The organism is Mesorhizobium sp. B2-1-3, assembly GCF_006442495.1.
In the GTDB taxonomy this organism is placed as follows: Bacteria; Pseudomonadota; Alphaproteobacteria; order Rhizobiales; family Rhizobiaceae; genus Mesorhizobium.
In genome coordinates, this window is record NZ_VFWL01000002.1 from 461,436 (window position 1) to 473,746 (window position 12,311).

The following is a 12,311-nucleotide window of genomic DNA, read 5'->3' on the forward strand; positions in this document are numbered from 1 at the left end:
TCAGGCGCTCCTTTCGGAGGATTTTGCGTCATGGGCCGGCGGATCGGTCCGATACCATCCAGTGACGATCGAGCGCAGTTCGTTGATCGGGCCGGCGGCGACGATCATCAGAATATGGATGATGAAGAAGGCGACCAGCAGCACCATGACGGTGAAATGGATGGTGCGCGCCGTCTGCCGGCCGCCGAGCAGGTCGTTGAGGAACGGCAGCACCGAATTCATGCTTGGCGACATTGCGAGCCCCGTGAGGATCATCAGCGGCAACAGCACGAACAGCACGCCGCCATAGGCCATTTTCTGCAGCGTGTTGTATTCGCGCGTGTGGTGGAATTTCAGCCTGGCGTGATTGGCGATATCTTGCGGTAGGCGCCTGAGATCGTCCAGGCGAGGGGCGAGGTCACGTCTGATGTGGCCGTTGACCAGGCTGGCGACCAGCCACACAAGCAGCGTCGTCGTCAGTACCCAGGCGAAGAAGAAATGCACGACGCGTGCCGTGCCGAGGTCGTAGTATGACGGGATCGTCGCCCAGGACGGGAAGGCGCGGGGCGTCTCTTGTCCTGCCGGCCCAGACCAGCCGAGCACGCCGGTCGTGTCGAAGCGGTGTCCGAGGATTTCGGTATAGCCGCGCGGCCCGGCATTCGTGTTCTCGGCGCCGATAGCGAAGACGGTGTTGTTGTAGTCGAAGCCGGACTGCTTGCCGAGATAGAGCTGCGGGCGGGCGTTGAAGATCTGGAGGCCGGAAAGCAGCATGAAGAAGAGCGAGATGGCCCACAGCCAGTGCGTCAGCCGCGTCCAGGCCGATTGCCGGTAGATCAATGTCGTGGCCTTCGTAGCGTCACTGTCCGCGCTGGCGGCGGGTTGGTTCATGGCAACCGATTCCATCTGGTCTCGCTTCCTGGCCGTTCCATCCGGCGCGGCCGCTGTCTGCATCATTCTCCTCCTGATACGTCGCCAGCCAAGCCGATGTTTCATCGATCACGAAAATATCAGATCGAAGCTCAAGGGCCGCCCAGGCTGACGGCGAGATTGACGGCGGCGGCGACGATGACCGTGTTGAAGAAGAACGACAGGATCGAATGAACAAGCACGACGCGGCGCATGTGGGTTGTCGAGATGTTGGTGTCGGCGGTCTGCGCCGTCATGCCGATGACCGTCGAGAAGTACAGAAAATCCCAGCCTTCCGGCCGTTTGTCGCCGGGGAACAGCAAGCCGCCGACCGGGATTTTCTTCTTGGTTCCGGCATCGACCAGGTCGCCGTCCATCCAGTACACATGCGCATAGTGCAATGCCGCCATGGCGTGGATGGTGAACCAGCCGAGGGGAATCGATAGCAGCGCGAAGCCGAGCTCCATCGCGTTCGAACTGCCTTTCTGGTTGATCAACTGGAACAGTGCTGTGATGGCAACGCCAACGACGACCAGCGTTACGGCGAAGATGACCAGCACGGGCTGATCGGCGGCCCGCGCATTCTTGCTGAGATAGATGCCGGTGAATTTGGGCATCTGGGCGACCACCAGCGTGACATAGGCGGCAAAAAAGGCGTTGGCGCCGATCGAATAAGCGAGCGGCGCGTGAAGCAGCAACGCCAGCAGAAGCGCAAAGACGCCGACACAAGCCGACACCGCGAACAGCATGTGCCGGTGCATGGGCGTGCTGGAGGGGATTTCGGCGGCCATGATGGTTCCGAATGGCGCTGGGCTTCTACTGCGGTGTGGCGGATTTTAGAGCGCGCCGCAAGATGCGGTCGAGTTCGCCGAGAAACCGTGAGCGGTCTTGCGGTGCGAAGCTCGCATTGTAGCCCTTGCTTTCGCCGGTCTCGCGCAGATGCTGCTTCAAGTCGCGCATTGCCACCGCCATGCCGATCGTTTCCGGCGTGAATGGACGTCCGGTCGGCCCCAATACATGGGCCCCGAGCGCCACCGTGCGTGCGGCCAGTGGAATGTCCGCGGTCACCACGATGTCGTTGGGTTTTGCGTTTTCCACGATCCAGTCGTCGGCGGCGTCGGCACCCTTGGACACGACGACATTGCGGATCATGGGGTCGCGGGAGGGGCGCAGGCCGCCATTGGAAACATAGGTGACGACGACGCCGTGGCGCTCGGCAACTTTTTCGACTTCGGCTTTGACCGGGCAAGCGTCTGCGTCGACGAGGATGGCGGGTGCGGGCATTGTCTCTCCAAATGAGCATGGGGCCGGCAACCCGTCCGGCCCCATGCCTCAAATCTCATGGTCGTCAGGCCGGAAGCGCTCCCGACCTCTTGGCGGTCCAGGTGGCGATATAGTCCATCAGGCCGGGGTTGAGGCAGTCATAAGGTTCGAGGCCGATCGATTTCAGTTGGCCGCGAATGCTGTCCATGCGGCTCGGGTCGACACCGGATTCGATGATCGAGGAGACAAAGGCGGTAAAGCCCGGCGGCGACCAGCCATCCTCCTCGAAGCGCTCGGGATGGATGAAGGACAGGCCCTTGAACGGATGGTCGCGCTCGACGGGTCCATGCATGTGGACGCCGCAGCCGGTGCAGGCATGGCGCTGGATCAACGCGCTCGGGTCCACCACCTTCAGCTTGTCGCCGTTCTCGGTGACGGTGACGTCGCCGGTGCCGGCTACGGCCACCACCGAGAACACCGCCCCTTCGGGCTTCCAGCATTTGGTGCAGCCGCAGGCGTGGTTGTGGGCGATCTGGCCCTTGACCTTCACCTTGACCGGATTGCTGGTACAGGCGCAGACCAGCGTGCCGCCGATAAAGCTCGCACTCTCCCTGGGCAGACCATTGTCGATTTTCGGATGCAGTTTTTCCGCCATGCTTTTCTCCTCCCATTTTTGACCACAGAGGTCGCGGGCCCGTTGCCCGCGGCGTGGGGCCGCCCTCAGTAAACCACGACACTCCTGATCGACTTGCCCTCATGCATGAGGTCGAAACCCTTGTTGATGTCCTCGAGCTTCAGCGTGTGGGTGATCATCGGATCGATCTCGATCTTGCCGTCCATGTACCAGTCGACGATCCTGGGCACGTCGGTGCGGCCGCGCGCGCCGCCGAAGGCGGTGCCCATCCAGGTCCGCCCGGTGACCAGCTGGAAGGGCCGCGTCGATATCTCCTGGCCGGCGCCCGCCACGCCGATGACCACCGACTTGCCCCAGCCGCGATGCGAAGCCTCCAGCGCCTGGCGCATCACCTTGGTGTTGCCGGTGCAGTCGAACGTGTAGTCGGCGCCGCCGATCTGGTCGGCGCCGCGCTTGGTCATGTTGACGAGATGGGGAACGATGTCGCCGTCGATCTCCTTCGGATTGACGAAATGCGTCATGCCGAAGCGCTCGCCCCAGGCTCGTCTGTCGTTGTTGAGATCGACGCCGATGATCATGTCGGCGCCGGCAAGTTTCAGGCCCTGGATGACGTTGAGGCCGATGCCGCCGAGGCCGAAGACCACCGCGGTCGCGCCTTGCTCGACCTTGGCGGTGTTGATGACCGCGCCTACGCCGGTGGTCACCCCGCAGCCGATGTAGCAGATCTTGTCGAAGGGCGCGTCGGGATTGACCTTGGCCACGGCGATCTCCGGCAGCACCGTAAAGTTGGAGAAGGTCGAGCAGCCCATATAGTGAAACAATTTTTCGCCCCCGATCGAGAAGCGCGAGGTGCCGTCCGGCATCAGGCCCTGGCCCTGCGTGGCGCGGATGGCGGTGCACAGATTGGTCTTCCGCGACAAACACGACGGGCACTGCCGGCATTCGGGCGTATAGAGCGGGATCACATGGTCGCCCTTTTTGACCGAGGTGACGCCCTTGCCGACATCGACCACCACGCCGGCGCCCTCATGGCCGAGAATGGCGGGAAACAGGCCCTCGGGATCGGCGCCCGACAGCGTGAACTCGTCGGTGTGGCAGATGCCGGTCGCCTTGATCTCGACCAGCACCTCGCCCTCGCGCGGGCCGTCGAGGTCGACCTCCATGATCTCAAGCGGCTTTCCGGCAGCAACGGCAACAGCGGCGCGGGTTTTCATCTGGCAATCCTCCAACGCAATTTTGCGCTCAGGCTTTCAGGTTTTGGCCTGCTCATCAACCGCCAGATGAGACGAAATATCGGCTTTCTTGACGCAGGTAGCATACCCTTGACCGCAGGCGTTCGCGCCCACGCACACGGTACTTGAGACATGGCGACATAATCCATAGAACTGGACCGTCCGCCGGAGGGGAATTTGCCCGCATGTTCACCAAAATCCTGATCGCCAACCGTGGCGAGATCGCCTGTCGCGTCATCAAGACCGCGCGCAAGATGGGCATCGCCACGGTCGCTGTCTATTCCGACGCCGATCGCGATGCCGTGCATGTCGAGATGGCCGACGAGGCGGTGCATATCGGACCGTCGCCAGCCGCGCAGAGCTATCTCGTGCCCGAGAAAATCATCGCGGCGTGCAAGGCGACCGGCGCTCAGGCCGTGCATCCCGGCTATGGCTTCCTGTCCGAGCGTGCATCATTCTGCGAGGCGCTGGAGAAGGACGGCATCGTCTTCATCGGGCCGAAGCCGAAGGCCATCAAGGCGATGGGCGACAAAATCGAATCGAAGAAATTCGCCAACGCCGCCAATGTTTCGACGGTTCCCGGCTGGCTCGGCGTCATCGAGAACGCCGACCACGCGGAGAAGATCGCCGGAGAGATCGGCTATCCCGTGATGATCAAGGCCTCGGCCGGTGGCGGCGGCAAGGGCATGCGCATCGCCTGGAACCAGGCCGAGGTGCGCGACGGCTTCGACCGCGCGCGCTCAGAGGCCAAGAGCTCGTTCGGCGACGACCGCGTCTTCATCGAGAAGTTCATCGTCGATCCACGCCACATCGAGATCCAGGTGCTGGCCGACGCGCATGGCAACGCGCTCTATCTCGGCGAGCGCGAATGCTCGATCCAGCGCCGCAACCAGAAGGTGGCCGAGGAGGCGCCATCGCCTTTCCTCGATGCCAGGACGCGCAAGGCCATGGGCGAGCAGTCGGTGGCGCTGGCCAGGGCCGTCGACTACCAGAGCGCCGGCACGGTGGAATTCATCGTCGACGCTGAGAAAAACTTCTATTTCCTTGAAATGAATACACGATTGCAGGTCGAGCATCCGGTGACCGAGCTTGTCACCGGTATCGATCTGGTCGAGCAGATGATCCGTGTGGCCGCCGGCGAGAAGCTCGCCTTGAAGCAAAGCGACGTGAAACTGAATGGCTGGGCGGTGGAGAGCCGGCTCTATGCCGAGGATCCGTATCGCAACTTCCTGCCGTCGATCGGCCGCCTGACGCGCTATCGACCGCCGCAGGAAGGGCAAGTCGGCGACGTCGTCATCCGCAACGACACCGGCGTCACCGAGGGATCGGAGATTTCGATGTTCTACGACCCGATGATTGCCAAGCTGTGCACCTGGGCGCCGACCCGGCTGGAGGCAATCGACGCGATGTCCGAAGCGTTGGACAGTTTTGTCGTCGACGGCATCGAGCACAACATCCCTTTTCTGGCGGCGCTCATGCAGCATCCGCGCTGGCGGGAAGGGCGGATTTCGACCGGATTCATCGCAGAGGAATATCCCGACGGCTTTGCGCCGATCCTGCCCGACCATGACGACAAGGCCGTGTTGGCGGCGGTCGCCACCGTGGTCGAATTGCTGCGCCGCGACCGGCTCGACCGGCTGGGCGGGCGCTTGGCGCCGCATTCGGGGGCACTCAAGCGTCACTGGGTGGTGAAGATTGGCAAGGACTATCTGTCCGCGTCCATCCTGGAGGGCATGATCTCCATTCCGATGGAAGTCGACTTGTCCATCGAGGGCGGCAAGCCGCTGACGGTTTCGTCGGCCTGGCGGCCGGGCGAACTGGTCTGGCGCGGCAGCGTCGGCGGGCACGAAATGGTGGCGCAACTGCGCCCGGCGCCAAACGGCCTTCGCATCGCCTGGAAAGGGCTTTCGGTGACGGCGCGCGCCATGCTGCCGCGCATTGCCGTGCTGGAAAGGCTGATGCCGGAAAAGCTGGAGCCCGACACGTCCAACCTGCTGCTATGTCCCATGCCCGGCCTCGTCGTCTCGATCGCCGTCGCCGAAGGCCAGGAGGTCAAGGCCGGCGAGACTCTGGCCGTCGTCGAGGCGATGAAGATGGAGAACGTGCTGCGCGCCGAGCGCGATCTCGTGGTGGCGAAACTCAACGTCAAGCCGGGCGACAGCCTGGCCGTCGACGCGGTGATCATGGAATTCGCCTGAAGCGAGGGCGGGCGGAAGCCTGTGGCCGATGTTCGTTTGTGCTGGACTGGCATCGCCCGGTGCCGGACAATACATCTTGATCGACTCAAGTCCTTCGGGAAACGCGAAAAACCATGGCGGATGACAGACTTCCACGCGACCCCTTGCTGCGCGAAGCGGCAGTGAAGGCGGCGGCGCCAGAAGCGCCGGCGCGTCCTTTCGTGCATCTTCGCGTCCACTCGGCCTATTCGCTGCTGGAAGGCGCGCTCCAACTCGGCAAGATCGTCGGCCATGCGGTCAAGGACGAGTGTCCGGCAATCGCGGTCACCGACACCAACAATCTGTTCGGCGCGCTCGAATTCGCGCAGAAGGCGGTGAAGGACGGCATCCAGCCGATCATCGGCTGCCAGATCGCGCTCGCCTTTTCCGGCGAGAACGTCGACGGCCAGCGCGACCGCCGGCGGCAGGGGCCCGAGATGCGGCCAGTCGTGCTTATCGCGGCGACCGAGGCCGGCTATTCCAATCTGGTCAGGCTGGTAAGCCGCGTCTATCTGGAGACGCCGCCCGGCGAGGCGGTGCATCTGACCAGCGAGATGCTGGAGGGCCAGGCCGACGGGCTGATCTGCCTCAGCGGCGGTCCCCGCGGCCCTATCGGCGCGGCTCTGAAGGAGGATCGACGCGATCTCGCGGAGACCCGGCTGTCGACCCTGAAAGCCCTGTTCGGCGATCGGCTCTATGTCGAACTGGAACGAGTTTCCGGTTACGACCGGCTGATAGAACATTCCACGATCGATCTCGCCTATGCCCACGAATTACCGCTCGTCGCCACCAACGAGGCGTTCTTCTCCTCGCGCGACGATTATGACGCGCATGATGCGCTGATCGCCATAGCGGAGGGCTCGGTCGTCGCCGTGGACAATCGCCGCCGGCTTTCACCGGATAACTTCCTGCGTAGCCAGGCTGAGATGGCAGCGTTGTTCGCCGATCTGCCGGAAGCGATCGACAACACGGTCGAGATCGCGTTGCGCTGCTCCTACTATCCGAAAACCCGCAGCCCGATCCTGCCGCGCTTTACCGGCGGCGACGCGTCGGACAAGGACGCAGCCGAGAAGGCCGAGGCCGCCGAACTTGCCCGCCAGGCGCGTGAAGGGCTGGAGGCCCGGCTTGCCGCGCACGGACCGACGCCGGGCTATACGGTCGAGCAATACCGCGAGAGGCTCGAGTTCGAGCTCGGCATCATCGAGAAGATGAAATTCCCAGGCTACTTCCTGATCGTTGCCGACTTCATCAAATGGGCCAAGTCGCAAGGCATTCCAGTCGGGCCGGGGCGCGGCTCGGGTGCGGGCTCGCTGGTCGCCTATTCCACCACCATCACCGACATCGATCCGCTGCGTTTCTCGCTGCTGTTCGAGCGCTTCCTCAATCCGGACCGCGTGTCGATGCCCGATTTCGACATCGACTTCTGCCAGGACCGCCGCGAAGAGGTGATCCGCTATGTCCAGCAGAAATATGGACGCGACCAGGTCGGCCAGATCATCACCTTTGGAACGCTGCAAGCCCGCGCCGTGCTGCGCGACGTCGGTCGCGTGCTGCAAATGCCTTACGGCCAGGTCGACAAGCTGTCCAAGATGGTGCCGCAGAACCCGGCCAATCCGGTAAAACTGGCGGACGCCATCGCCAACGAGCCGCGTTTTGCCGAGGAGGCCGAAAAGGAGCCGATCGTCCAGACGCTGCTCGACATGGCACAGAAGCTGGAAGGGCTTTATCGCCATGCGTCGACGCACGCCGCCGGCATCGTCATCGGCGACCGGCCGCTGTCGGAGCTGGTGCCGATGTACCGCGATCCTCGTTCGGACATGCCGGTCACCCAGTTCAACATGAAATATGTCGAGCAGGCCGGGCTGGTGAAGTTCGACTTTCTCGGCCTGAAGACGCTGACGGTGCTGGAGACGGCGGTGAAGCTGATACGCCGCCGCGGCATCGACATCGATCTTGCGACGATACCGCTCGACGACCCCGAGACCTACGCCATGCTGTCGCGCGGCGAAGTGGTCGGCGTGTTCCAGGTGGAAAGTGCCGGCATGCGCAAGGCGCTGATCGGCATGCGGCCCGACTGCATCGAGGACATCATCGCGCTGGTGGCGCTGTACCGGCCGGGGCCGATGGAGAACATCCCGACCTACAACGCCAGGAAGCACGGCGAGGAGGAGATGGCGTCGATCCATCCCAAGATCGACCATCTGGTGAAGGAGACGCAAGGCGTCATCGTCTACCAGGAACAGGTGATGCAGATCGCGCAGGAATTGTCCGGCTATTCGCTGGGCGAAGCCGATCTTTTGCGCCGCGCCATGGGCAAGAAGATCCGCGCCGAGATGGACAAGCAGCGTGAGCGCTTCGTCTCGGGCGCGGTCGAGCGCGGCGTGGCCAAGCCGCAGGCCGACTTCATCTTCGACCTGCTAGCCAAGTTCGCCGACTACGGTTTCAACAAATCGCACGCGGCCGCATACGCCGTCGTCTCGTACCAGACCGCCTATCTCAAGGCGCATTATCCGGTCGAGTTCCTGGCGGCGTCGATGACGCTCGACATGGGAAACACCGACAAGCTCGCGGATTTCCGCCAGGATGCGCTGCGCCTCGGCATCGAGGTGGTGGCACCGTCGGTGATATCAAGCTTTCGTCCCTTCGAGGTCGGCGAGAACCGCATCTACTATTCGATGGCCGCGCTCAAGGGAGTCGGCGACGCGGCGGTGGAGCATATCGTCGCCATGCGCGGCGAGAAGCCGTTCAAGAGCCTGGCCGATTTCTGCGAGAGGGTCGATCCGAAAATCGTCGGCAAGCGCGTCTTCGAAAGCCTGATCATGGCCGGAGCGCTAGACTGTTTCGGCCATGACCGCGCCGCGATGATGGCTGGCGTCGAGCGGATGATGGGGCTGGCGTCACTGGCGCAGCAGAACGCCGTCTCAGGCCAGGCCGACATTTTCGGCGCATCCCTGGGGGCGCAGTCGCAGGCGCTCAACCTGCCGGTGACGGAACCGTGGCTCGCCGCCGACCGCCTGCACCGCGAATTCCAGGTGGTCGGTTTCTATCTCTCCGCCCATCCGCTGGACGAGTACAAGGCGGCGCTGCAGAAGATGCGGGTGCAGAACTGGGCGGAGTTTTCGGCCGCGGTCAAGCGCGGTGCCACCGCAGGGCGCCTCGCCGGCACCGTGACCACCAAGCAGGAGCGCAAGACGCGGACCGGCAACAAGATGGGCGTGGTGCAGTTCTCGGACACGTCCGGCCAGTATGAGGCGGTGCTGTTTTCCGAAGGATTGGCGCAGTATCGCGACATGCTGGAGCCGGGCCGCTCCGTGGTCATCACCGTGGCGGCGGAGGACAGGCCGGAGGGCGTCAACCTGCGCATCCAGACAGTGCAGTCGCTTGAGGACGAGGCCAGCCGCATCCAGAAGGCACTGCGCATCTTCGTCAGAAACGATGCGCCTGCCTCGATCATTCAATCGCAGCTTACCCAGCGTGGTGAAAGTCAGGTGAGCATCATCGTTATCAAGGAAGAAGCGCAGGGCGAGGTGGAGATTGCCCTGCAGGGGGGCTACCGCGTCTCGCCGCAAATCGCCTCGGCGATGCGCGCCGTGCCAGGCGTGGTCGAAGTGGAGCTGGTGTGATCGCCCCTTCCGGGGACTGGTGGCAATCCGCCGGGCGGCATCCGCCGCTCAAGTCACCGCAATTGCCATGAAGACGAAAGACAGCGACGGATTGCAGGACCGTTCCACAATGGCGTGGCTGCGCGACACGCTGCGCAAGCTCTACCACGGCCGCACGCCGGCGGCTTTTCGGTTTCAGCTGGTTGCGGTCATCATCGACCTGGCCATCATTGCCTTCTTCATCGCCACGCCCGTCATCCAGCAGTCGGCCTCATTCCTGTGGCTCGACTATGCGGTGGCGGCTCTGGTCGCCGCCGACCTGGTTGCCAGGCTGCTTGCCTCGAACGACATGCTGCGGCTGATGAAGCAGCCGACCTCCTGGGTGGACATTTTCATCCTTTTGACGCTGCTGATGCCGACGGCGCTGGCCAATCTCGGCTTTCTGCGCATTCTGCGGCTGTGGTCGCTGTCGCGCAGCGGTTCGCTCTGGCGGCATTTCGAGATGCAGGGCCTGCGGCCCTGGCGCGAAGCGAGCCACGCGGTGATCAATCTCTTGACGTTCCTCTTCGTGATCACCGGTTTCGTCTACACTTTCTTCTTCCGCAGCGGAGCGGGGCTGGAAAGCTACATCGACGCGCTTTACTTCACCGTCGCGACGGTGACCACGACCGGGTTCGGCGACATCGTGCTGCCGGGAATGGCGGGGAAACTGACGGCGATCGTGACCATGATCATCGGCATATCGCTGTTCGTCAGGCTGGCGCAGGCGATCTTCCGACCGGCCAAGGTGTTCTTTCCCTGTCCGCAATGCGGCCTGCAACGGCACGAGCCGGACGCCGTTCACTGCAAGGCCTGCGGCCACCTCCTCAACATACCCGACAGCGGTGATTGAGGGGCGATTGAGGCGCGCTACGATGCCGCCGCTTGCGCCGGCTTTGGCTGCCGGCGCTGCAGGTTGAGCATATTGCCCATCAGGATCAGCAATGCCCCGCCTGCGGTGAAGGCGTCGATCTGCTCCTGGTAGAGCAGCCAGCCGATCAATGCCGACAGCGGCACGCGCAGGAAATCCATCGGCGAAATGACGGTGGCATCGGCGTAGCTCAGCGCCCAGGCCATGCAGAAATGCGACGACATGCCGGTGAAGGCGATCAGCAGAATCCACGGCCACAGCTCGAGCGACGGGTTGCGCCATTCGTAGAGCGCCGGGACCAGGCCGAGCACCGACTGGATGATCAACATCCAGAAGATGATTCGCACAACGCTGTCGGTCCGCGTCAGCGACTTGACCAGGACCAGCGAGATGCCGAAGCACATTGCCGCGCCCAGCACGACCAGATGTCCCGGATCGACCGAGCCGACGCCTGGGCGCACGATGATCACGACGCCGATCAGCCCGAGCGCCACGGCGCCGAGCTTCGGCCGGGTGAGCCTTTCGCCGAGAAAGGTGACCGCAAGGATCGCCGTCCAGATCGGCGTCGTGAATTCGATCGAGATCAGCACCGCCAAAGGGATCAGCGTCAGGGCGTAGAGCCACGCCGCTTGGCCGGTATAGTGAACCACGTTGCGCGTGACATGGGCGAGGGGGCGCCCAGTGCGCATGGCGGCAAAGCCGCCATTTTGCATGACCAGCGGCAGCAGGATGAAAAAGCCGATCACCGAGCGCAGCTCCAGCACCTGGAAAACGTTGAGCTCGGCCGTGGTGGCGCGGCCCGCGACCGACATCGCCAGGAACGAGGCGATCGACAGCGCCATCCAGAACGCGGCCTTGGGGATGGAAGGGGTGGGTGCCATTTCCGCTATGTCGCAGGCCGTGGCTTTTGCCGCAACCGCTAGCAGCCGCATTCTTCTGGGCCAGCCGGATGTTGCAAAACAGTCATGTTGAAGGCGGAACCTGGCACGGCAGGGGGCGTTGAGTTCCGAATATCGGAAGTGCTTCGCAGGTGCTTTTCAATGTCGATAGGAGAATTTCGATGAGATCATTTGCGCAATTTGCGCTTGCTGGCTGCCTGTTGGTCACGGCAGGCGCGGCACATGCCGACGAGTCCAGATTTCTCCAGTCGTTCAAGGGCAATTTCACCGGCAAGGGCATCGTCAAGGTGACTACCGACGCGCCGACGGTGAATGTGTCCTGCACGTTCAGGTCAAACGCGACGTCGACCTCATTGTCGCTCGATGGCAATTGCCGAGGGCTTATCGTGGTGACGCGCGCCATCAGCGCGGACCTGAGGACTGCCGGAGCGAAATATAGCGGCACTTATGTCGGGTCCCGTACCGGGCCTGCGCAATTGAACGGCACCCGTTCGGGCAACGCGATCAATCTCGGCATCCGTTGGGCCAAGGAGGTCAATGGTGACCGAAAGGCGCAGATGAAGGTCGAGAAACGAGGCGAGAACGGCATGCGGCTGACGGTGATCGACACTGATCCGAAAACCGGCAAGAGCATGGTGACAAGCAGGATCGATCTGCAGCGCACCTAAAT

10 protein-coding genes are annotated in these 12,311 nt (G+C 63.1%); 4 read left to right on the forward strand and 6 right to left on the reverse strand.

Translation table 11 applies throughout. The features are described from left to right. From FJ973_RS06875 to FJ973_RS06895, 5 genes are all read right to left on the reverse strand, one after another. Positions 1-882, reverse strand: coding sequence for a cytochrome b/b6 domain-containing protein (locus tag FJ973_RS06875; protein WP_140555405.1), 882 nt, complete (start codon positions 880-882; stop codon positions 1-3). A gap of 116 nt (positions 883-998) precedes the next feature. Further along, positions 999-1,676, reverse strand: coding sequence for a DUF1345 domain-containing protein (locus FJ973_RS06880; protein ID WP_140555364.1), 678 nt, complete (start codon positions 1,674-1,676; stop codon positions 999-1,001). Between the two features lie 25 nt (positions 1,677-1,701). Then, positions 1,702-2,169 (reverse strand): YaiI/YqxD family protein, encoded by a 468-nt coding sequence (locus FJ973_RS06885; RefSeq protein WP_140495857.1) that lies wholly within the window; start codon positions 2,167-2,169, stop codon positions 1,702-1,704. Positions 2,170-2,233: 64 nt separating this feature from the next. Continuing rightward, the gene (gfa, locus tag FJ973_RS06890) at positions 2,234-2,803 is read right to left on the reverse strand and encodes an S-(hydroxymethyl)glutathione synthase (RefSeq protein ID WP_140495858.1); all 570 of its coding nucleotides are present in this window, start codon (positions 2,801-2,803) and stop codon (positions 2,234-2,236) included. Between the two features lie 65 nt (positions 2,804-2,868). Next, complete coding sequence (locus tag FJ973_RS06895) at positions 2,869-3,996, reverse strand: S-(hydroxymethyl)glutathione dehydrogenase/class III alcohol dehydrogenase (protein WP_140497529.1); 1,128 nt, start codon at positions 3,994-3,996, stop codon at positions 2,869-2,871. A 203-nt stretch (positions 3,997-4,199) separates the two neighbouring features. Here FJ973_RS06895 and FJ973_RS06900 point away from each other — a divergent pair, with 203 nt between their 5' ends. The 3 genes from FJ973_RS06900 to FJ973_RS06910 all read left to right on the forward strand — a co-directional run bounded on the left by FJ973_RS06900 (position 4,200) and on the right by FJ973_RS06910 (position 10,724). Further along, positions 4,200-6,212, forward strand: coding sequence for an acetyl/propionyl/methylcrotonyl-CoA carboxylase subunit alpha (locus tag FJ973_RS06900; protein WP_140501521.1), 2,013 nt, complete (start codon positions 4,200-4,202; stop codon positions 6,210-6,212). Between the two features lie 113 nt (positions 6,213-6,325). Further along, positions 6,326-9,853 carry a DNA polymerase III subunit alpha gene (dnaE, locus tag FJ973_RS06905; protein WP_140555365.1) on the forward strand — a complete coding sequence of 1,176 codons (3,528 nt, stop codon included), beginning with the start codon at positions 6,326-6,328 and terminating at the stop codon, positions 9,851-9,853. Between the two features lie 67 nt (positions 9,854-9,920). Further along, positions 9,921-10,724 (forward strand): potassium channel family protein, encoded by an 804-nt coding sequence (locus FJ973_RS06910; RefSeq protein WP_140501525.1) that lies wholly within the window; start codon positions 9,921-9,923, stop codon positions 10,722-10,724. A 17-nt stretch (positions 10,725-10,741) separates the two neighbouring features. On the opposite strand, the gene FJ973_RS06915 is transcribed toward FJ973_RS06910, so the two are convergent. After that, positions 10,742-11,623, reverse strand: a complete 882-nt coding sequence (locus FJ973_RS06915) for a DMT family transporter (RefSeq protein ID WP_140501527.1) — start codon at positions 11,621-11,623, stop codon at positions 10,742-10,744. 179 nt (positions 11,624-11,802) lie between these two features. Here FJ973_RS06915 and FJ973_RS06920 point away from each other — a divergent pair, with 179 nt between their 5' ends. After that, a complete protein-coding gene (locus FJ973_RS06920; protein WP_140501529.1) occupies positions 11,803-12,309 on the forward strand; it encodes a hypothetical protein in 507 nt (168 codons plus the stop codon). Positions 12,310-12,311 lie beyond the last annotated feature (2 nt).

Excerpts from the sequence above, each read along its gene's own strand:
- FJ973_RS06875 (WP_140555405.1), bottom strand. The coding sequence starts at position 882 with ATGGAATCGGTTGCCATGAACCAACCCGCCGCCAGCGCGGACAGTGAC.
- FJ973_RS06880 (WP_140555364.1), bottom strand. The coding sequence starts at position 1,676 with ATGGCCGCCGAAATCCCCTCCAGCACGCCCATGCACCGGCACATGCTG.
- FJ973_RS06885 (WP_140495857.1), bottom strand. The coding sequence starts at position 2,169 with ATGCCCGCACCCGCCATCCTCGTCGACGCAGACGCTTGCCCGGTCAAA.
- gfa (WP_140495858.1), bottom strand. The coding sequence starts at position 2,803 with ATGGCGGAAAAACTGCATCCGAAAATCGACAATGGTCTGCCCAGGGAG.
- FJ973_RS06895 (WP_140497529.1), bottom strand. The coding sequence starts at position 3,996 with ATGAAAACCCGCGCCGCTGTTGCCGTTGCTGCCGGAAAGCCGCTTGAG.
- FJ973_RS06900 (WP_140501521.1), top strand. The coding sequence starts at position 4,200 with ATGTTCACCAAAATCCTGATCGCCAACCGTGGCGAGATCGCCTGTCGC.
- dnaE (WP_140555365.1), top strand. The coding sequence starts at position 6,326 with ATGGCGGATGACAGACTTCCACGCGACCCCTTGCTGCGCGAAGCGGCA.
- FJ973_RS06910 (WP_140501525.1), top strand. The coding sequence starts at position 9,921 with ATGAAGACGAAAGACAGCGACGGATTGCAGGACCGTTCCACAATGGCG.
- FJ973_RS06915 (WP_140501527.1), bottom strand. The coding sequence starts at position 11,623 with ATGGCACCCACCCCTTCCATCCCCAAGGCCGCGTTCTGGATGGCGCTG.
- FJ973_RS06920 (WP_140501529.1), top strand. The coding sequence starts at position 11,803 with ATGAGATCATTTGCGCAATTTGCGCTTGCTGGCTGCCTGTTGGTCACG.